13 protein-coding genes and 3 pseudogenes are annotated in these 20,303 nt (G+C 33.7%); 13 read left to right on the forward strand and 3 right to left on the reverse strand.

What is annotated here, in order from left to right:
* Nucleotides 1–5: 5 nt before the first annotated feature.
* A complete protein-coding gene (locus tag BTOYO_RS22380; RefSeq protein ID WP_000683854.1) occupies nucleotides 6–983 on the reverse strand; it encodes a F510_1955 family glycosylhydrolase in 978 nt (325 codons plus the stop codon).
* Nucleotides 984–1,189: 206 nt separating this feature from the next.
* Between BTOYO_RS22380 and BTOYO_RS22385 the strand changes: the two genes are divergently transcribed.
* The 3 genes from BTOYO_RS22385 (at nucleotide 1,190) to BTOYO_RS22395 (ending at nucleotide 6,526) form a co-directional block, all read left to right on the forward strand.
* Nucleotides 1,190–2,473, forward strand: coding sequence for an aminopeptidase P family protein (locus BTOYO_RS22385; protein WP_000842952.1), 1,284 nt, complete (start codon nucleotides 1,190–1,192; stop codon nucleotides 2,471–2,473).
* Between the two features lie 118 nt (nucleotides 2,474–2,591).
* Complete coding sequence (locus BTOYO_RS22390) at nucleotides 2,592–4,232, forward strand: multicopper oxidase family protein (RefSeq protein ID WP_023441218.1); 1,641 nt, start codon at nucleotides 2,592–2,594, stop codon at nucleotides 4,230–4,232.
* A 614-nt stretch (nucleotides 4,233–4,846) separates the two neighbouring features.
* On the forward strand, nucleotides 4,847–6,526 hold the full coding sequence (locus tag BTOYO_RS22395) for an SH3 domain-containing protein (RefSeq protein ID WP_000721644.1): 1,680 nt from the start codon (nucleotides 4,847–4,849) through the stop codon (nucleotides 6,524–6,526).
* Nucleotides 6,527–6,738: 212 nt separating this feature from the next.
* Here the strand turns inward: BTOYO_RS22395 and BTOYO_RS22400 are convergent, their stop codons facing one another.
* Nucleotides 6,739–7,284: a hypothetical protein gene (locus BTOYO_RS22400; RefSeq protein ID WP_000458513.1), complete on the reverse strand. Its 546-nt coding sequence runs from the start codon at nucleotides 7,282–7,284 to the stop codon at nucleotides 6,739–6,741.
* An 871-nt stretch (nucleotides 7,285–8,155) separates the two neighbouring features.
* Between BTOYO_RS22400 and BTOYO_RS22405 the strand changes: the two genes are divergently transcribed.
* The 10 genes and pseudogenes from BTOYO_RS22405 (at nucleotide 8,156) to BTOYO_RS22445 (ending at nucleotide 20,117) form a co-directional block, all read left to right on the forward strand.
* Nucleotides 8,156–8,590, forward strand: coding sequence for a hypothetical protein (locus tag BTOYO_RS22405; RefSeq protein WP_002038451.1), 435 nt, complete (start codon nucleotides 8,156–8,158; stop codon nucleotides 8,588–8,590).
* Between the two features lie 236 nt (nucleotides 8,591–8,826).
* Nucleotides 8,827–9,525, forward strand: coding sequence for a YrrS family protein (locus BTOYO_RS22410; protein WP_000532007.1), 699 nt, complete (start codon nucleotides 8,827–8,829; stop codon nucleotides 9,523–9,525).
* Nucleotides 9,526–9,896: 371 nt separating this feature from the next.
* A complete protein-coding gene (locus BTOYO_RS22415; protein ID WP_001134790.1) occupies nucleotides 9,897–11,360 on the forward strand; it encodes a hypothetical protein in 1,464 nt (487 codons plus the stop codon).
* Nucleotides 11,361–11,703: 343 nt separating this feature from the next.
* Nucleotides 11,704–12,186 (forward strand): hypothetical protein, encoded by a 483-nt coding sequence (locus tag BTOYO_RS22420; RefSeq protein WP_000287105.1) that lies wholly within the window; start codon nucleotides 11,704–11,706, stop codon nucleotides 12,184–12,186.
* 656 nt (nucleotides 12,187–12,842) lie between these two features.
* A pseudogene (locus BTOYO_RS27870) lies at nucleotides 12,843–13,029 on the forward strand (hypothetical protein).
* Nucleotides 13,030–13,893: 864 nt separating this feature from the next.
* Nucleotides 13,894–15,342: a transglutaminase domain-containing protein gene (locus tag BTOYO_RS22430; RefSeq protein ID WP_023441220.1), complete on the forward strand. Its 1,449-nt coding sequence runs from the start codon at nucleotides 13,894–13,896 to the stop codon at nucleotides 15,340–15,342.
* A 371-nt stretch (nucleotides 15,343–15,713) separates the two neighbouring features.
* Nucleotides 15,714–15,916: pseudogene (locus BTOYO_RS28280) on the forward strand (hypothetical protein); the annotation flags it as partial.
* A 974-nt stretch (nucleotides 15,917–16,890) separates the two neighbouring features.
* Nucleotides 16,891–17,589, forward strand: coding sequence for an L-serine ammonia-lyase, iron-sulfur-dependent subunit beta (gene sdaAB / locus BTOYO_RS22435; protein ID WP_001056997.1), 699 nt, complete (start codon nucleotides 16,891–16,893; stop codon nucleotides 17,587–17,589).
* Between the two features lie 21 nt (nucleotides 17,590–17,610).
* Nucleotides 17,611–18,501: an L-serine ammonia-lyase, iron-sulfur-dependent, subunit alpha gene (gene sdaAA, locus BTOYO_RS22440; RefSeq protein ID WP_000282016.1), complete on the forward strand. Its 891-nt coding sequence runs from the start codon at nucleotides 17,611–17,613 to the stop codon at nucleotides 18,499–18,501.
* A 293-nt stretch (nucleotides 18,502–18,794) separates the two neighbouring features.
* Nucleotides 18,795–20,117, forward strand: coding sequence for an aromatic amino acid transport family protein (locus tag BTOYO_RS22445; protein WP_001014214.1), 1,323 nt, complete (start codon nucleotides 18,795–18,797; stop codon nucleotides 20,115–20,117).
* A 71-nt stretch (nucleotides 20,118–20,188) separates the two neighbouring features.
* Here the strand turns inward: BTOYO_RS22445 and BTOYO_RS28365 are convergent.
* Nucleotides 20,189–20,299: pseudogene (locus BTOYO_RS28365) on the reverse strand (IS6 family transposase); the annotation flags it as partial.
* Between the last annotated feature and the right edge of the window lie 4 nt (nucleotides 20,300–20,303).

Here is a 20,303-nt window from a genome sequence, read left to right on the forward strand (position 1 = left end):
CCTTTCTAATTAAATTGTAATAAGCCATTTTTTGTAATCTGTTTCCACGTTTTACCGTTATCTGTGGAAAGGAATACATTTGCTTGCATTGTAGCAAATACTATTTCAGATGAATTTTGAGGGTTTTGTGATATATACATAATTGTATCTTTAGAATCTAAAGATGGAATCTGTAAGTTTGTTTCTTCATTTGTAGCAATTGATTTCTTCGTTATCATTTGCTTATTGATAGGGGCGTAAAAAACATCTTCATTACTTAATGTAACTGCTGTCGATTCAAGTGATGTAGAGAATAGTTCAAATGTATTCCCGTAATCTGTAGATAAATAAATACCATCTTTAGCACTTACTGCGACTACACTCGCTTGATCCGGATGTACTGAAAATGTATGGATTGTACTTGAAAGGCCTTTTAACTTACTATTTTTCCATTCTTGTCCGTTGTTTGTACTGAAATAAAAACCTTGTTGTAATTTAGAATTTGGACGCTCGTTATATAAATAAATCGTTTCTGTATTATATCCGACAGCAAGGTTATGAAAATCAGATTCTCCATAGAATGCTAGCTTTTCAAGGTTATTGCCGCCATCAGAACTTTTCATTAATCCTAAAGGATTTTTTAAATTTGCACCTGGTTCTGGGTGCCCACTAGCAAAAAATCCATTTTTAGTTGCCTGAAAGCCCATATAATCGTGTAACTGTGTAGCAGTTTCAAACCATTTTCCATTTTGATAAACTTTTATACCACTATGAGTTGCGATAGAAATACCAGGCATATTTCCTGCATAGCCAATTCCGTGAATGTGCGCTATTTTTCCAGATGTAATTTCTTTATAGAAGTTTTGCGGAATCGTATTTGCGTTATCTTTATTTTGGGGCTGAGATTGAACTGTTTCTTTTTTTACTGGTGGTGTTTCTACGTTATTAGAGCATCCTGTAATGATAAATAATGAAGTAATGGCTAGTCCTACGTAATGTTTCACGTTTGTAGGCTCCTTTCTTATATATATATGAGATATTAAGTATATGGAATAAATGTCAAGAAATTGTGGAGTGATTAGATGCCTAGTAATGAAAGTTTATCTTCTATATAAACATTATTAATTGACGAAAAATTATAACAATAATAGAATGAATTATATTGGATAATCAGTTTCAAAATTATACATAGAACGCTAGGGGGATTATTATGAAATCAACATTTTTTGCTCAAAATAGAGAACGATTAGCGAAAACATTACATGATGAATCGATTACGATTTTATTTGCTGGACAAGCACCTCATATGTCAGCAGATGCCCATTATAAATTTGTGCCGAATCGAAATTTTTACTATTTAACGGGAATCGATGAGCCCAATGTTATTTTCATGTTGAAAAAGTTTGGAAATGGTGTGGAAGAAACTCTTTTCATTGAAAAATCAGATCCAGTAATGGAAAAATGGGTCGGTAAAACAGTTTCTAAAGAAGATGCAGAACGAATTTCAGGCATACAAAAAGTTGTATATATAGATAGCTTTGAGAAGACAATGGCACATACACTTTTCGCAGAAAATGCGCAACATGTGTATTTAGATTTAGAGCGTCGTGAGTGGAAGGGTACTGAGACGAAAACGTTAGCGTTTGCTAAACATGTAAGAGAACAGTACCCACACATAACAATTGGTAATGTATACCCGGAAATTTGTGAATTACGAGTGTTTAAAACAGAGGAAGAAATTGAAATCATTAAAGAAGCAATTGCTGTAACGAAAGACGGTATTTACAATGTGTTAAAGCATGCAAAAGCAGACATGATGGAATATGAATTAGAAGCTCAGTTTGATTTCACACTGAAGTCATCTGGGATTAAGCATCATGCGTTCAATACAATTTTGGCAAGTGGGAAAAATGCAACAGTTCTTCATTATGAAGATAATGATGCACAAATTCAAAATGGTGATTTAGTACTGCTAGATTTAGGCGCTCAAAAAGACTATTATAACGCTGATATTAGTTATACTTTCCCGGCAAATGGAACATTCTCTAGTCGCCAAAAACAAATCTATAATATTGTATTAAAAGCATTGAAAGAAACAACAGAGATTATTAAGCCAGGCTTAAATTTTGCTGCATTAAATGAGCATACAAAAAAGGTACTAGCAGAAGAGTGTAAAGCTATTGGTTTAATTCAAGAAGATGAGGAACTATCTAAATATTATTATCATGGTGTCAGTCACTTTCTTGGTTTAGATACTCACGATGTTGGAACATACAAAGAAAGAGTATTAGAAGAAGGTATGGTTATTACGATTGAACCAGGTCTATATATTGAAGAAGAATCAATTGGTATTCGTATTGAAGATGATATCCTTGTAACAAAAGATGGCTATGAAAATTTGTCAAAAGATATCATTAGAACAGTTGAAGAGATTGAAGGGTTTATGAGTAACAATAATGTAAATGTAAAAGAAGATGAAGTTGTTACAAAATAATAGTTAGAAGAGGCGCTCAATTTTGGGTGCCTTTTTATTTTGCTCATTTTATATCTCCATATTTTCTTGAAAATTATCTTCTATAATAATCTTGAAAAAGAAAAAGGAGGGATTTTCTATGAAGGGATTTGTATTAACAGCAGTTACAGTCTCCGTAATATCTTTAATTGCTGCATGTTCTGCGACCACAAATAAAACAAATGATCATAAAAATATGAATGATAAAAAAACAACACAGACTGAAACGGCTACAAAGCCATTGAAAGTTGTAAAAGGGCCAGAAGTTACTTTAGTAGCGAAAGAAGAAAAACAAAAGCTAAGTAGCGGTGTTATTGTTCCAGTCTGGACATTTAATGGTTCATCCCCGGGTCCGGAAATTAGGGTGAAAAAAGGTGAAAAGGTTAAAGTGACATTAAAAAATGAATTACCTGCACCAGTATCTATTCATTGGCATGGGTATCCTGTCCCAAATAACATGGATGGAATTCCAGGCGTGACACAAGATGCGGTTGAATCAGGAAAAAGTTTCACCTATGAATTTGAAGCGAACGTACCAGGAACGTATTGGTATCATTCACATCAAGATTCTGTAAATCAACTAGATAGAGGCTTATATGGTGCTCTTATTGTAGAGGATACAAATGAAAAGTATGATAAAGATTACACGTTAATGTTAGATGAATGGATAACAGATAAAGAAGAAATTAATAAGCAGTTAAAAGAAATGACAAAAGCGCAAAAAGGTAATAAATCTAAGGATAATGAAAATGCAAAAAAGAATGATGATATGAAAGGCATGGATCATTCAGGTATGAACATGGGGAGTGATAAAAAAGACTCTGGTAATATGGCAGGAATGGACCATGGAAATATGAAGATGGAAGGTCATGATATGGGTATGTATAACTTATTCACAATCAATGGTAAAAGCGGTGATTTAGTAGAGCCGTTAAAATTGAAAAAGGGTGATAAAGTTCGTCTTCGACTCGTTGATACTGGTTATCTATCACATGATATACACGTTCACGGTCATGATATAAAAGTAGTTGCGACAGATGGTCAACCAATAAACGATCCAAAAGCTATAAAGGATAAGGTAATTTCAATCGCACCGGGTGAACGTTATGATGTTGAATTTACTGCTAACAATCCTGGGAAATGGTATGTTGAAGACCATTCAGCAAATAAAAGTGCAAAAGGAATGAAAATCATTATTGAATATGAAGGTAGTAAAGAGATGAAAGACAGAGCAAATGAAAAAGAAAAACTACCGAAATTAGATATGACGAAATATGGTGAGAAAAAATTAGGTAATTTCACACTAGAGCAGCAGTATACTGCCACATATAATATGGACTTGAATACGAAAATGAATGGAAATGAAATGGTTTATACAATTAACGGAAAAGTATTTCCAGATATTGATCCAATTCTAGTGAAAAAGGGTGACTTAGTAAAAGTGAAATTAGTAAATCGCTCTAAAAGAGACGATCACCCGATGCATTTGCACGGTCATTTCTTCCAAGTATTAAGTAAAGATGGAAAACCGATTGAAGGTTCTCCAATTGTTAAAGACACATTAAATCTGAAACTAGGAGAAGAATATGAAGTAGCCTTTGTAGCAGACAATCCGGGTGAGTGGATGTTCCACTGTCACGATCTACACCATGCTTCAGCAGGGATGGTAACGGAAGTAAAATATACAGATTACACATCTGATTATGTTCCAAACCCTAATATTCCTAATAAGCCGGAATAATGTGAAATTCATGTAGTTTATCATAATGTAAAGCAGTTATCTTAGTAGATTGCTGCTTTTATATGTCATGTTGTGAATTGGGAATATTATTTTTATAAAAGTTTAGACAATAAGAGAGCTATCCTGTAGGAAGAGTTTACAAGGTGAAAATGTTTTTTGGTTATTTAGAGATTAAAAAACATAATTATTTATGATTAGATTAGAAATGGATAAATGTAATGTATTGTAGTTACAAAAGGCTAAATACTTATATTTGACCTTTCTTTTATTTTATACTACAATTCGTAGTGTGAAAGGAGAGCAGGTATATTTAAGCAAAAGTATAAGTTAAATGAAGAAGGCCTAAATTATGATTTTTTTATTTTTGTAGTATTAATTATAGGTGATTATTAGTAGCTATTTTTTTTGGAAATTAAAACTACATTGTGTAGTGTTAGATTGAAGCAATGAGAGAATTTTCAAAGTGTAATGGATTTAAGTTTCTTTTATTACTAGGTATAGATGGTGGATAATAAAAGGATACTTTTCCTGAATAGTTAGAATGAAAAGAAATGGAAGTTAACATAAAAACATAATGATACTTGAATATGTTTGTAGGAAGGTGTTTTATACTTATGAAAAAAATTTTAGCTAGTGTAGCAGTAGCTTCTGTTACAGGAAGTGTATTTATTAGTACTGCTCAAGCGAAAAATACTGTTATACAAAAAGACACGAAGCATGAGCAAACTATTGATGTAGTAAAATATGAAAATCAAGTAACAGTAAATACGAATGTTCTACGTGTCCGCACACAGCCAAATACGTCTAGTGCAATTATGGGACGCGTGTATGAAGGGGAAGTTTTACAAGTTATTGGAGAAGAAAACAGTTGGTTGAAAGTCAATCATAACGGAAAAATTGGCTACGTGAGTAGTGAATTTATTTCGAAAAATGGCGTACTAGCAAAGACGAATATAGGTAAGAGTCGTAGTAAAATTGTAACTGCTAATGTATTACGTGTTCGCACACAGCCAAATACATCTAGTGCAATAATGGGGCGCGTGTATGAAGGGAAAGTTTTACAAGTTATTGGAGAAGATAACGGCTGGTTGAAAATTAACCATAATGGAAAAGTGGGTTATGTAAGCAGTCAATTTGTGAAAGACAGTGGCTCAAATGGAAGCGACAATAACAATGGGAAATTTCAAGTAGCGAGTGGGGATTACAAAGTTAACGTATCCTCCCTCCGCGTTCGTACAGGTCCAAGTACTTCCCATACGATTTTAGGCTCTATGTATAAAGGACAAGTAGTTCGAGTGACTGGTGAAGTACAAAATTGGTTCAAAATTAACTATAAAGGACAAGACGCCTATATTAGTAAAGATTACATTTCAAAGAGTGGCTCTAATGCAAATGAACAACAAAATAATGTTACGGTTCAGGCTGACGGTATATACATTGTAGACGCTACATCTTTACGTGTGCGTACAGGTCCTGCTACATACCATAGTGTAATTGGTGGTGTATTAAACGGACGAACATTGCAAGTAACTGGCGTTGAAAATGGCTGGTTGAAAATTAATCATAATGGAAGAACTGGTTATGTAAGCAGTGAATATGTAAAATTTGTTAAAAGAGGTACACCACCAAAACCTGAAACAAGTAATCCATCTACTGGAGCAACAGTTGATGACTACTATGTTAACGTAAGCGTGTTAAATGTAAGAAGCGGTGCTGGTACAAATCATGGTGTAATCGGTGCTTTATCAAAAGGAATAAAAGTACAAGTTCTATTTGAACAAAATGGATGGAAAAAAATTAATTACAACGGTAAAAACGGTTATGTATCAAGTAAATTCCTATCAAAAGCAAGTGAGACTGATGCAGAGGAGCAGCGACAATCCCAAGAGATAAATACAACAAATGAATTTATTCAATCAGCTGTAGGAAGATATACTTCTGGATTTGAGAAACGTGGTGGGCAAATGCATCACGGATTAGATATTGCTGCTTCAGGAATAGTGCCGGTTGTTGCCGCCGCAGAAGGTGTAGTCACTCGCTCTTATTATTCTACAAGCTATGGTAATGTTGTGTTTATTTCTCACAATATTAACGGACAAACATATACGACTGTATATGCTCATTTAAAGAGTCGTTCTGTTTCTGCTGGTCAAAAAGTGAAGCGAGGACAACAACTTGGCATAATGGGGAATACAGGACAATCTGAAGGACAGCACTTACATTTTGAAATCCATAAAGGTGAATGGAATGCACAGAAGAGCAATGCTATGGATCCAAAAACATATATTGGTTAAGTTAAAATTTATTATTTCAAGATGGAATGGTATACCTTCTCAAGCAAAGAGAATTGAATATCTATGAAATTAATGTGTTATCAATTATATAGATGTAGAAATTTTGGACTAGCGATTCAAAGTGTTTTTAATCTTCATCTGTTAAGAAATAAAATTAATGAAATCGATCCCCTCTAATATAATGAAATATTAGAGGGAATCGATTATAGCTGCTAATGTTTATGTTGTTCTTCTGTGGAAGAGGTTGGCGGGACATGCTCTGGGAACGTTATGAATACAGTCAGGATAATTACTACGCCAATGGAGAGTAATAATAGAAACCGACGATGGATATAAGTAGTAAAGGTTTCTGATAAAAGCTGAATTATACATGACATAGTTATCGTTATAGAAAGTAAAAGGCTAATGAATAGTATACTATGAGCTTGTTGCGCATTTAGCATTTCTGTAATCATTGCTCCCATCATACTTGCCATTAATCCAGAGAACATTCCTTCTAAGGCAGTATATAGGTGAAAACGTAGACCGACTAAAAGACCGATACAACCACTAATCAAAATAGCAAGCAAAGTAGAATATAGTAATTCCCCTTTAAAGAGAATACCTAAATAAAAACCTATACTTAAACCGATACTCATACTAAAAGACATAATAAATACCATATACTCCATTAGGGTACCCTTACGTTTAGAAATATATGATGTAATAATAATTGAGATACAACAAAGTGTTAAGGCAGTTAACGTATAAGCAAACATCATGATACCTCCCTGTCCTATCATTCACTTCATCATATGTTCGAATGGAGAGTACTTATGCTAATATATATCTGCAAATTATCTGCACAATTTAAAAAGGTAAGTTCAATATAATTCTCAAAAAATGATGGTTATCTTAGTAGATGATGCTTCATAAGGAATTGTTGTATTTAAAATTTTATAGAATATACTGAAGAAACTGTTTTAGTGTGATAACTGCAAGGATCATCAGTGGAATCTAAAAAATCTCTATGTAAAGCTACTGATTCAATGATTCATGTAAAACTGATATTACTTGTTCTGCCGATTATACTTTCAAAAAGCAACCATCAACAGATAGCCAACTCATTACATTTGAAGCTGTACGAAAATAATATGATCGCACATTTATGAAATGGGATGTTTGTAAAAGAACTGAGCGTTATTTTTCGCTCAGTTCTTTTGTTTATATAAAAAAGATTTTTAACTAAACCTGCTAAGAATTTGTGAAGAATTACATTTAAACTAACGAGGTGCGTTAGTTTAATAAGAATTAAGTGATATTATGAGTGAGGTGAGATTTTGGTTATTCAATTAAAGGAGCGCTTTAACGGAATAATGAAAAGAACCTAATTCCTCAATATAAATGTTGATAAATGGGGCTTTTTAATATGGGGATTTCCTTAACGTTGTAAATGCGCATTTTCCTGACGCTACCCCTACTTGACGAAACAAATGATAGGAAATTCATGATGATATATACATATTCATTATTGAAATTAGTAATAATAAAATGTATTATTGAAAAGCACTATTTATAATTCAAGTAATCAAGGCTATGTATCCATAATAATTTGAACATTCAGAAATTATAATATTATCTAAAAATGAGGTGAGGTTAATAGAAACAGTACATATTAAGTGGTATGGATTGTATAGTTTAAATGATTTTTATAATAGAGAAGAAGCTTTTAAGAAGGGAATATTTGCAATCTCTAGAGTATATGCTAAGAATGAAACATTAATCTATATAGGAAAAACCAAAAGAAGCTTTATACAAAAGATAAGGGAACTTAATAAGGATTGGATTTTTGATGAAAGCGAATTAAAGATTACATTAGGAATAATAGAGTTTCCTAGTGGTGAAAGTTACTCTGAGAGAAAGGTAAAAGAGATAAAATCCCTTTTGATTTTACGACATACCCCAGTAGAAAACAACACATCTTTATTGTACCATAGGGGGCAGTTTAATTTGAAAATTATAAATAAGGGAAGAAGAGGCTTAATTGTTAAAAAGATTTCTACAGGAGATCTAATGTGGACGTAATTGGAATCACCTTTGAATAAAATTGAAGGTTTCTTACGAACAGATGCTTATCAATTTTTAATGTATTAAAATATTTTTGAATAACATATGTCAGATGCTTGAAAAAACACAAATTTTATTATGATATGAAATCTTGTATGGGAATTGTAATTCATTTCCATCGTTTAATAAAAATATTAAGAATTATAAGAAATGCATAAAGATTAGAAGAGAAAATAAACTCGGAGGTTTAAAAAATGGGACAAGTAAGCAGGTTTCAAGAAAAACAACAAAATCGTCGTAAAAAGGTGATTTTTAATATTGCATTTACTTTGGTATTAGTGACAGTTGGTATAGTGACATACCAGTTGTTTTCCCCTTCTGATACATCAAAGAAAGCAATTGCTCAAGAAAAGAAAGCAACAAAGATAGAAGAGAAGAAACGTAAAGAGAAAGAAGCAACGCAGTTAGAAGAGAAGAAACGTGAAGAGAAAGAAGCAGCGCAGTTAGAAGAGAAGGAACGTGAGGAGAGAGAAGCGGCACTGTTAGAAGAGAAGAAACGTGAAGAGAGAGAAGCAGCACTGTTAGAAGAGAAGAAAAATGAAGAGAAAGAAGCAGCACTGTTAGAAGAGAAACAAAAAGCAGAAAAATCGGTATCTCAAGAAAAGGGTTCTCAAACTAATCCTTCTTGGAAGCCAATTGGTACAAAGCAAGGAACAAAACCTGAAATGAAATTTAAAGAAGGAACAGTAGATTGGAATGAGATGAAAGAAGCAATTTCTTATGCTGTTGATGTTCCAGAGGGCCAATTGATTTTCGAGTTTATTGGGAATAATGGTAATAATAAAGCTTACGGTAATATACGAGATAAACAAAGTAATAAAAAATATAAGGTTGATATTGATTGGGTAGAGAATCAGGGTTGGAAGCCAGTATCTGTCCAAGTGGTAAAATAGATAATAGAATTTTAATTAGGTGTTTAAAAGTTTACTTTTGTAAAAGTTCAAAAAAGAGTCCTGATCAATCAGGACTCTTTTTTGTATGTTGACAGCATTAATCACGTTGTACGAGAAAAAAAGAAAGGAATGAAATATTCTCCTCGTAGTAAACGACTTAGTGGTACCAATGTTTATATGACCAACACTCCTGCTTGAAAACATTAGAGATGTACAGAAACAAAAGCAGCAAGGTTTTTTCGGTTTGTTTAAAGACTAATTAATTGATTAAATGACTCTTCCAAAAAAAACTTAAATCTATTAAATAGTCTAAGCACTCTTTCGTTTTTTTTATATTATATATTGAAAAAAATAATAGAAAGGGTGATCAAATGCCGCCAAAACCAAAACCAAATGATAAAGAAGTTCAAGTGAATAACCCTGCTGTTGATATCGCTAGTTTTCCAAATATAACTCAAAGCGAGACAAGCCTTGCGCGTTTTAAAGATTTTATTTTGTATGGATTTAATGATACCAATAATGCCACAGGGGTAGCTGGGGCATCAAGTTATTCAGGGTTTTCCTTTTCAAAAGATTTAGGTAAAAATTGGACCGATGGTGGGTCAATACCAGCCAATCCTGGAGGTCAAAATTTTGGTGATCCATCTTTAGCAGTTGATAGAAATGGAGTATTTTATTATTCACAAATTGGGGATGAATTGATTGGAGGCAGGCAAGAAGGTGTAATCACTGTTTCAACCGGAACGATCAGTCCAAACAAAACAATAACTATGAACCTTCCTCAAGTTGTTGGGCGAGGGCAGACTCCAGCTGCTAGTGATTCAGGAAATCAAGATAAAGCGTGGATTACAGTAGGTCCTGATGCTGATAATCCAGGAAATGAGGCTTTATATGTTGTATGGACTGACTTTGGCCCTCCTAATGTAGGTACAAAAATTCGTTTTTCAAAATTTGGAACAGGTGTAACATTAACTCCTATTATTCCAAGTCAAACGATTGTCGCTGGGGCTAATGCAGTGTTTGGAGCCTTTCCGGTAGTGGATAAAGCGGGGAATATATATGTTTTTTATGAAAGTCGTTTGCCAGGCACATTTGCTCAGCTAAATACTGCGAACCGTTCCATTCGTATGGCTAAGTCAATCGATGGAGGAAATACCTTCCCAATAAATGTACAAGTCTCTGCTGGCCTATTTGCAGCAGCGGCTACGGATGTTGTACCATGCGGACCAGCCAATGAACTCCGTCCTGTTATATTAACAGAGCAGCAACGGGTGATCAGGATGTTTGAGATCCCTCAAGCAGGTATAGGACCAGATGGTACGATTTATGTAGTATGGAATCAACGTAGAAATATTGGAGGTACAATCTTTATCGATGTCTTTTTAGCCTATAGTCAAAACGGAGGAAATAACTGGACTCAAGTGAATATCTCCAATAATTTGCCCCTTTCATTCTTTCCATCAGTAGCTGTCAATAAAGAGGGAGCTCATGTTCAATATAACCGCTTTAATGATCCTAATAATGTTGGCGGCATAGGTAATGGAACGTTTGGTGTGTTTATGAAAACTTTCTCTTTTCATAAGGGTGTTGGTAAAGTAGGTAAAGAAAGTATGGTTAGCACTGCATTTTCTCAAGTGCCTAATAATCATATACCAAGCGGCGGGGTTTTCGTGAATTTTGATCCAAGAGTATTTTCTTGTTATATGGGTGAATACAATCAAGTTATTACAGGTCCAGGCCATTCATTGCTCCATGCTTGGGGTGACAATCGAAATATTTTGAACGGACAGAATAATCCTGATGTATTCTTTAGAAAAACCGAGTCAAAGCCATAACCTAGTAAATTTCTCTAATAGGGGTCACCATACATGCCCATCAACTTAAGAAATTGGTAGTTCCCCAAAACGAAGAAAATTTTCGTTTTGGGGATACTTCAAAATATTAGCTTGATGGGCATGGGATAGTAACAACAAAACGCAAATTTTCAAAACGGTTTACCAATAATCGCTATACACCAGCTTGATACAATAATATTTGGTGTGAGTTCAATACATATTATTAAAATTAAGATGGTTTAAGTCGAAGGAAGGTACCTTAGGGTGTCTTTATATATATATGTTATACCGTCAGCATTTCGGAACAAAACAGGAGGTTCCCTTGCGAGGTTAGGATTCTTCCTTGTACTCGCTACTGATGAAATTACAAATTAACGAATTATATAATTTATTAGACACATTTAAAGAAAAAGAACTATCTATTGGATATAGTGGATTAATAATTTATAGTAATAGTGCATTAGAAAAGGAACAATTGGGGTATAGCATAGATAATAAAGGAGATTGGAGACAGTCTTGGTTTGTCATAGGGCACGAGGAGGAATATGGAAACCCTATCTTTGTAGATATGAGTAGAAGATATTTACCAATATATACTGCGGAACATGGCGAAGGTGAATGGAATCCAAGGATAATAGCATCTTCATTAAAAGGATTTATTAAGACATTAAACTACCTATATGATTTATCAAAAGACAGGGAAAATCCGATTGAAAATAAAGATAATGCTTTGTCTGTATGCGATAAAGCAAAACTCCTTACTAAAATCATAATTCAAACAAAGCGACTAAACATCCGTTTTTGGCTAGGATACTTTCTAGAATGAATATTAGAGGGTTAAATTCCGATAACGATAATTATGTAAATGAACTGTCCATATGGGCAGCTTATTTTATTTTTCCGCATAGCTTACGTTATTTTGAAAAATACTTGCGGTACCCTTACTAGTATTCTTGCATTTAAATTATTTTTAATATATTATATTTATATGGTAATATAAATATAATATGCAAAAATGATTCAAATCTATTAATAAGATGTAAGTCCTTTTCAAAGATAAAAAAATTTTAAATAGAAGTTTATTTACCTTTCAATGATAGGAGTTAATGTTCCTAGAACATAGAGAAAAAAGGCGCCATACAGAGTAATCTGACAAACCTGAGAGGTATTGTATGTAGTTTGCTCATCTCATACAAAACAAAAGAGCCTTACCTCTCTAGGCAAGACTCTACTAGTTTAGTTGTATAATATTTACATAGTAACTAAGAAACAGAAAACATACAGGACTAAGTAGCAGAACCCTAACATTCCTCCTACAGCTAATACCTGTTTAACCCAACCCTTAAATTTTAGATTACTGTCAATCTCTTGCACTCTTTCCATATTTCCTCCTATTAAGGAGAACCCTTAAAGACTCTCACCTCGTTATGGTACCATTAAAGAATGACTAATAGAGGTCTAATTTTGTCTAAACGTATAAATATGCAATATTGCATACAGAAATGTATTGTTATAATTGTAAGCGCTTACTATAATGAGAGTATAAAGATTAACCACATCTTAATACGAAAAAAGAGGAGAGAATAATATGGAAATCGCAATGGCAGTTTTAAAATTTATAGGTGGAGCAATCCCATTAGTTCAAGAACTTCTAAAAGCATTTATGTAAATTCACTATTTAGCAATTATTTATAAAAATTATCATACAAATGATCTGTATATCAAAAATGAATTGATTTACAGATTATTTGTGTGAGTAAGGTCCCTTTAACATTATTAAGGGACCTTTTTTAATTTCTAACTACTTAAGGTTACGTCACATCAACATCAAATTAAAAGTACTTTTAAAACATTAAAAAGTGCTCTTTATTTATTATAAATATGAAAGTTAATTTTTGAATATTCGTTCATTTTCGTTTCAACACATAAATGTTCGTAATTACATACATTCTATTATCGCTAACAATATGATTCTCAAAAAATCCTAAATATTAAAAGCTGTTTGAAAGACATAGATCATCAAGTCAATATTGCAAAAAGCAAACGTCCCGAATGTAAAGAACCTCTTATTATAACAGGTACTCAGTATACAGAAGTGACAACAAAATGGTTAATAAATCTGAATTCCGTATAATTAACATAACATTTGACCTGAATTACCCCATAATGCGCCGTTAAAAAAATTTCACGTACCATATGTTTAATATGTTTATATAGATAAATAAATGCCAAATCTTGATTTAATCGCTAATATTGACTAAGATAACTCTTATAACAAAGAGGCTATGTATTATGTGTTTCATAAGCGGAAAGACAAAGAGTTGCATCGTCATCTTTTGGCTAGTTGGTCTAATTTATCCCACATTAACTGCTCGTAAAATCCCGATTGAATCAACTAACAATCAGTGAGGAGAGTAATATCTACTAATGAAAGTGTCACTTTATAATATTGAGTATTTATTTTAGTTTTGCAACGCCCTCATTGTTAATGTTTGATAGATAAATAGCTCGAGAGAAGGGGAATATTAGATTTATGAAACAGAATATAAAAGTTTTAGCTATGGCAGTCGGTCTCACAGTGATGGGATCAACAGTAGCTACTTATACAAGTGCTGATACAGGTTGGAAACAAACTGGATCAGTATGGAATTACTATAATGTAAACGGTGTGAAGCAAACAGGTTGGCAGCAGGTAAACGGAGCATGGTATTACTTTAACGGAAGCGGAGCGATGCAAACAGGTTGGCAACAGGTAAACGGAGCATGGTATTACTTTAACGGAAGCGGAGCGATGCAAACAGGTTGGCAACAGGTAAACGGAGCATGGTATTACTTCAATGGAAGCGGAGCGATGCAAACAGGTTGGCAGCAGGTAAACGGAGTATGGTATTACTTCAACGGAAGTGGAGCGATGCAAACAGGTTGGCAGCAGGTAAACGGAGTATGGTATTACTTCAACGGAAGCGGAGCGATGCAAACAAATTGGCAGCAGGTAAACGGAGTATGGTATTACTTCAATGGAAGCGGAGCGATGCAAACAAATTGGCAGCAGGTAAATGGAGCATGGTACTACTTCAATGGAAGTGGGGCGATGCAAACAGGCTGGATCCAAGATAATGGTAAACAGTACTACCTTGAAAGTAATGGTGTTTGGAATCCAAATACTACATCTGCAAATAATAATTCACGACCTGACGGGAAACTATTAGACGCATTTCAAAATGAAATAAAAACTCATATTAATAATCAAAAAGAAAATATAACGATGACATATAAATCCCAAAACTCTAATATTAATGAGGTTCTAAATACACTTGTTAAAGAATATGACAAGGCAGTCGAATCTAACGAATATTTGAATCATAATATTTCGCATACGCAATATTCCGTTCGTGGTATTCCAGGAAATTACACGTTTACAGTAAAGATTACATATCGTGAATCCAAAGGACAAACGGACTATGTAAAGGCGCAAGCGAAATCAATTATTAATTCCATTATCAAAGCTGGTATGGATGAACACGAAAAAGTAAAAGTAATCCATGATTATGTCGTAAAGCATGTTTCTTATGATACTTCTTTCCAAGCTTATACAGCATATGAAGCTTTAGCAAACCGCTCTGCTGTTTGTCAAGGGTATGCATTATTAACGTATCAATTGTTAAAAGAGGCTGGAATAGAAACTCATATTGTAACCGGAACTGGAAATGGACAACCACATGCTTGGAATCAAGTGAAAATTGAAGGGAAATGGTACCATCTTGATACAACTTTTGATGATCCAATTCCAGATGTGCAAGGACGAGTAACTTATTCATATTATAATCTGTCTGATGAACAAATCGCTAGAAATCATCAGTGGGATCGTAATAAATTTGCGCCGGCAACAACAAACTATGCTAATGAATTAGCAAAAAAAATCCAGTCGGGTAGCTCAAAAACATGGGAATATCAGGAAATATCAAAAATCATTAAACATTAAAATTAATGTTTTGATGTAACTGCTTTAAAACACTTACTTAGGCATACAGAGATTATGAACCTACAGAGGTAAGTAATATCCGTATGAAAAAGTACATGTATTCACGTTGAGGGTGTTGCAAAACCAAAATGAATATTCTTATAATCAATAAAACTAGTTAAACATAAAATATATAGTGATTTAGTTTTTGTGATAGCAGTGGCTGTTGAAGCTGCAATTTAATTTGTCAAAATGGAATTAGGTTAAAAAAATGAAATAACCTTAGTAGAACAGTTCAATTGATTTGAACTGTTCTACTTGTGTTTGTAAGGTAAACGTCAAGTAACTCCAAAATATACAATAAAACTGGATTTTGGAGTTGTTTTTTGTGTGCTTCACTTGTTTCCATAATGGTTACTTCAGCTGGTTTGATGTACATCCGAGGGTTTATTAATAAAGGGGGCTAGATCATAGGGGATGGGCATTGGAAGGTCCAGAGCTATTATGGCCAATTTGGGGATTAGCTCTGTTTGGCGCTACAATTGCTTATTATTATCGGAGGTGTGGTATGTGCAAATATTGCAAACGGATATAAAGTGAACATTTATTAAGTGTGGAAGTGTATTGCCAATGAATAGCAGGATAAATAATTTGTTACAGGAAAACAAAGCTCTTTTATAATTTAATTTTGACGGAATCGATACTTTTTTCCTTTTATCAGCTTGTGAAGTAGTATGGAAATTAGATTTATAATATAAAAGTCAGGCTAAAGTAATTGCAATAAGCAATTTGAATAGTAATCTTAAGTAAATAAAAAAGAGAGAAGAGCTCACAAATGTTCTTCTCTCTTTTTAAATCTAATTAGGGTTTCCATAACTGTAGATATCGATGGTGTAAATTAGTGAATATTGTCAAAGTAGTACTTCAAGTTAAGAGTATAAAAAGAAGTTTCTTTTTTCTGAAAATGTATATTAATACAAAATTAATTATTAATATCAATAAATGATTTTATGTTTCATTAATGGATTCATTGTCATCTACATTTATTATTTATTGCAACAGCTTTCATTTCCAAAATTAGATGTTTTAACAAAGGACAATATAAGTATCATTATAATGACTTTCCAATATAATCAATGTGTTAATGAAAGGAACTCTGTGTTATTTTTGCTTTTCTAGTAACTAATACAGCTTCAAACAAAGGACACAATTGCTACATGCTAAGTGTAATCTATTACTCATTCAAGATTCTGTTTATTCAATCTTTCTAAAAATAAAAAAATATTGAGCTCATAAATATACAAGCTATAATGAGGGCGTCGAGAGAGAATTTATTACCTTTAGAGAAAGTATCAAACCTAGTTTTTTGCAAAAATTCTAATGACATTGCAAGTAATCTTTTAAAATTGGACATACTGACATGATTACTCTAAGAAAGGTATGTGATTAAAAGGAAGTGTATTTGACACGAGAATGAAAACGCATTCAATGAGGTCTTGTTTTGAATCAGTCATTTTAATAACTTAGATTCAACTGCAATTAAAAATAACAAATTATGGGGGTGTTTATATGAATATGAATGTAGCATCTATTAAAGAAAAAAAGATTGTTAAATACAAAAGTTGTTTTGATGTGATTGGGCCAATAATGATAGGTCCTTCAAGTTCACATACTGCAGGTGCCTTGGCTATTGGAACAGTTGCCAATAAATTATTTCAAGGTCTTCCAAAAAAAGTTGTGGTAAAGTATTATGAATCATTTGCTGAAACCCATAAAGGTCACGGAACTGATTTTGCAATTATTGCTGGGATATTGGGATTTGCTGCCGATGACAGCAAAGTGCCAGATGCTATTAAAATAGCAGAATCTAAAGGAATTGACATTACCTTTATTGAAAAAGCGGGTGATAGTCCTGCTGGTCATCCAAATACGGCAGATGTACATTTAGAGGATGAAAGTCGAAGTATTAGAACGATGGGTATTTCGGTCGGTGGTGGATTGATTGAAGTCAAACATGTTGAAATTGACGGATTTAGCTTAGATCTGCAGGGGCCATTGCCAGTTATTATTGCGATTTCTGAAAGAGCTGACTTTGAATTTGTCTTACGAAGGATCTTTAAACAATATGATGTGGAAATTAACAACTTTCATAGTTTAGAAGATAACAAGAAATATTTATATGCATTCGCTTTGGATTCTCTATTGCCTGGTAATGCGCAGAAGGAATTGGGAAATTTAAGTAATATAGCTAACCTTATTATTCTTTAGTTCCATTAAGGAGTGAAAAAAATGTATATGACCATAAAAGAAATTGTGGATACAGCTAATAAAAGCCAAAAGCCAATTTATGAATTAGCAATGGAACAGGAAATCAAACAAACTAAAACTTCTTATGAAGAAGTTTGGAGTAAAATGGAACGAAATTTAGCGACTATGGAAAATGCCATAAATAAAAGTATCGAGGGCGACGGGGTATTTTCTCCAACCGGTTTAACCGGAGGTGATGCTGTTAAGATTAAAAATTATCGAGAAAATAGGAAAACACTTTCTGGCGATTTGATGGTGTTAGGGATTCAAAGTGCTATCGGTGTTAATGAAGTAAATGCTGCATTAGGGGCTATTTGTGCAACTCCAACAGCAGGTGCGAGTGGGACAATCCCGGGAGTCTTATTTAGTATTAAAGATACGTTGCAGTTAAGTCATGAAGATATGATTCATTTTCTATTCACTTCAGCGTTATTTGGAACGATAGTCGCAAACAACGCTTGTATTTCAGGAGCGTACGGAGGATGTCAAGCTGAAGTGGGCAGTGCCTCAGCAATGGCGGCTGCAGCAGCGGTAGAAGCTGCCGGAGGAACACCACAACAATCTTCTGAAGCTTTCTCAACCGCATTACAAAATTTACTCGGTTTAGTGTGTGATCCGGTCGCTGGTTTGGTAGAAATTCCTTGTGTAAAGAGAAACGCCATTGGAACGGCAAATGCTTTAGCAGCAGCGGATATCGGATTAGCCGGCGTAAACAATATCATCAATGCTGACGAAGTTATTGAAGCGATGTATAGAGTTGGAAGACAGATGCCTCGCGAGTTAAGAGAGACAGGTTTAGGCGGAATTGCCGCTACACCTACAGGGATTTCCATTAAAAATAAAATCTTTGGAGAGAAACAATCAAATCAATAAATAGTTATCGGATATATTGTGAAAAGTGTAACAAATTTATTCTCTATTGTTTGCCTAAGGATATCTGTATATTGGGGGAATTACCACTAAAATATACTACTATATAATTGAAACATTTTGTAAGTGGTAACAAACCCATCTGGTTGATGACTAGTGGAATTTTTGATTTTGATTAACTGAGAAGAAGGATAAACGATGTGGCGCACTTTTTAAGTAATTCATTTTTCAAGAACGATCTATATTCCTAAGTCTAAAAAGAGACGTAAGAATAGGACACAAGGAGGAAGTATTATATGAATGGGAATACTGCAAAAAACATAGAATTTCAAGCTGATAATACTGTAGCAGTAAAAAATGATAAATATCCAGATCCTAAAAAGTGGAATAAGCAGGATACTACCTGGGCATTGAGCCTTTTTGGAACAGCAATTGGAGCAGGAGTACTCTTTTTACCTATTAATGCAGGTTCAGGTGGTTTATTATCATTACTACTAATTACCATACTGGCATATCCCGTAATGTATTACTCACACAGGGCGCTTGCTAAAATGATTTATGCTTCTAATTCTGCTGATGAGGGGATTACAGGGACAATAAGAGAGTATTTCGGAAATAAGGCAAGTATTATTTTTAACATAGTATATTTTGTTTCAATTTATACGATCGTGCTGATGTATTCGGTTGCACTTACAAATACTGCAAGTAGTTTTATCGTGCATCAATTGCATATGCCAGAGCCTCCAAGAGCCATTTTATCGCTCGTATTAGTACTTGGTCTTATCGCTATACTAAATTTTGGTCAAGATATCACTGTGAAAATAATGAGCATGCTCGTATATCCTTTCATAGCTTCTTTACTTTTTATCGCAATATCTTTGATTCCACAGTGGAATACGTCAATGCTTAGTTTTTCAAATGTTTCTACTGCTTCAACAGGAACAGGATATTTTGGAACGATATTGATGATTCTACCAATCATTGTATTCTCGTTTAATCATTCTCCAATGATTTCATCATTTGTTATGAAACAAAGAGCTACCTATGGAATAGAAGCTACTGATGCCAAGTGTGCTCAAATACAAAAGGTTTGTTATATTATGACATTCTCTGTTGTTATGTTCTTTGTTTGGAGCAGTACCTTAAGTTTGACTCCAAATGATCTCATGATGGCAAAAGAACAGAACTTATCAATCCTATCATATCTTGCTAATGAGCTTAATTCGCCTGTAATTACTATTGCAGCTCCTATCATTGCTTTTACGGCCATAACAAAGTCTTTCCTTGGACACTATATAGGAGCATATGAAGTAATGCGTGACATGATTATCAAGTCCAGTCAAACACGCGGGAAAGATATAGGAGAAAAAACAGTTAAGACAATCATCCTTACTTTTGTCGTATTAACATGCTGGTATGTTGCTTATGCAAATCCAAGTATTCTTGGACTTATTGATGCTCTTAGCGGTCCGTTAGTAGCTGCTATCTTATGTCTATTACCGATGTATGCAATCTATAAAGTACCGGTACTAGCTAAATACAAAGGGAAAGCGAGCAATGTATTTGTCATTATTATAGGTATCCTTACTGTACTAGCAAGTATTAAATCATTATTCTAATCCACTATTTTGGGTTCTCATGTGAAAATCGTGAGATATGAAAAAAGAAAGATTGCTAGCGGAATTGAATTTTATATTGTGAAATCAAATAGATTATGGTTTTGGACAAATTTCTCACCTTGGAGAGTTTGTCCTTTTTTGATCATATGCTTAACTTCTATTCCAGCAATTACTTTTTTAGCTGCT

The organism is Bacillus toyonensis BCT-7112, from assembly GCF_000496285.1.
Lineage (GTDB): Bacteria > Bacillota > Bacilli > Bacillales > Bacillaceae_G > Bacillus_A > Bacillus_A toyonensis.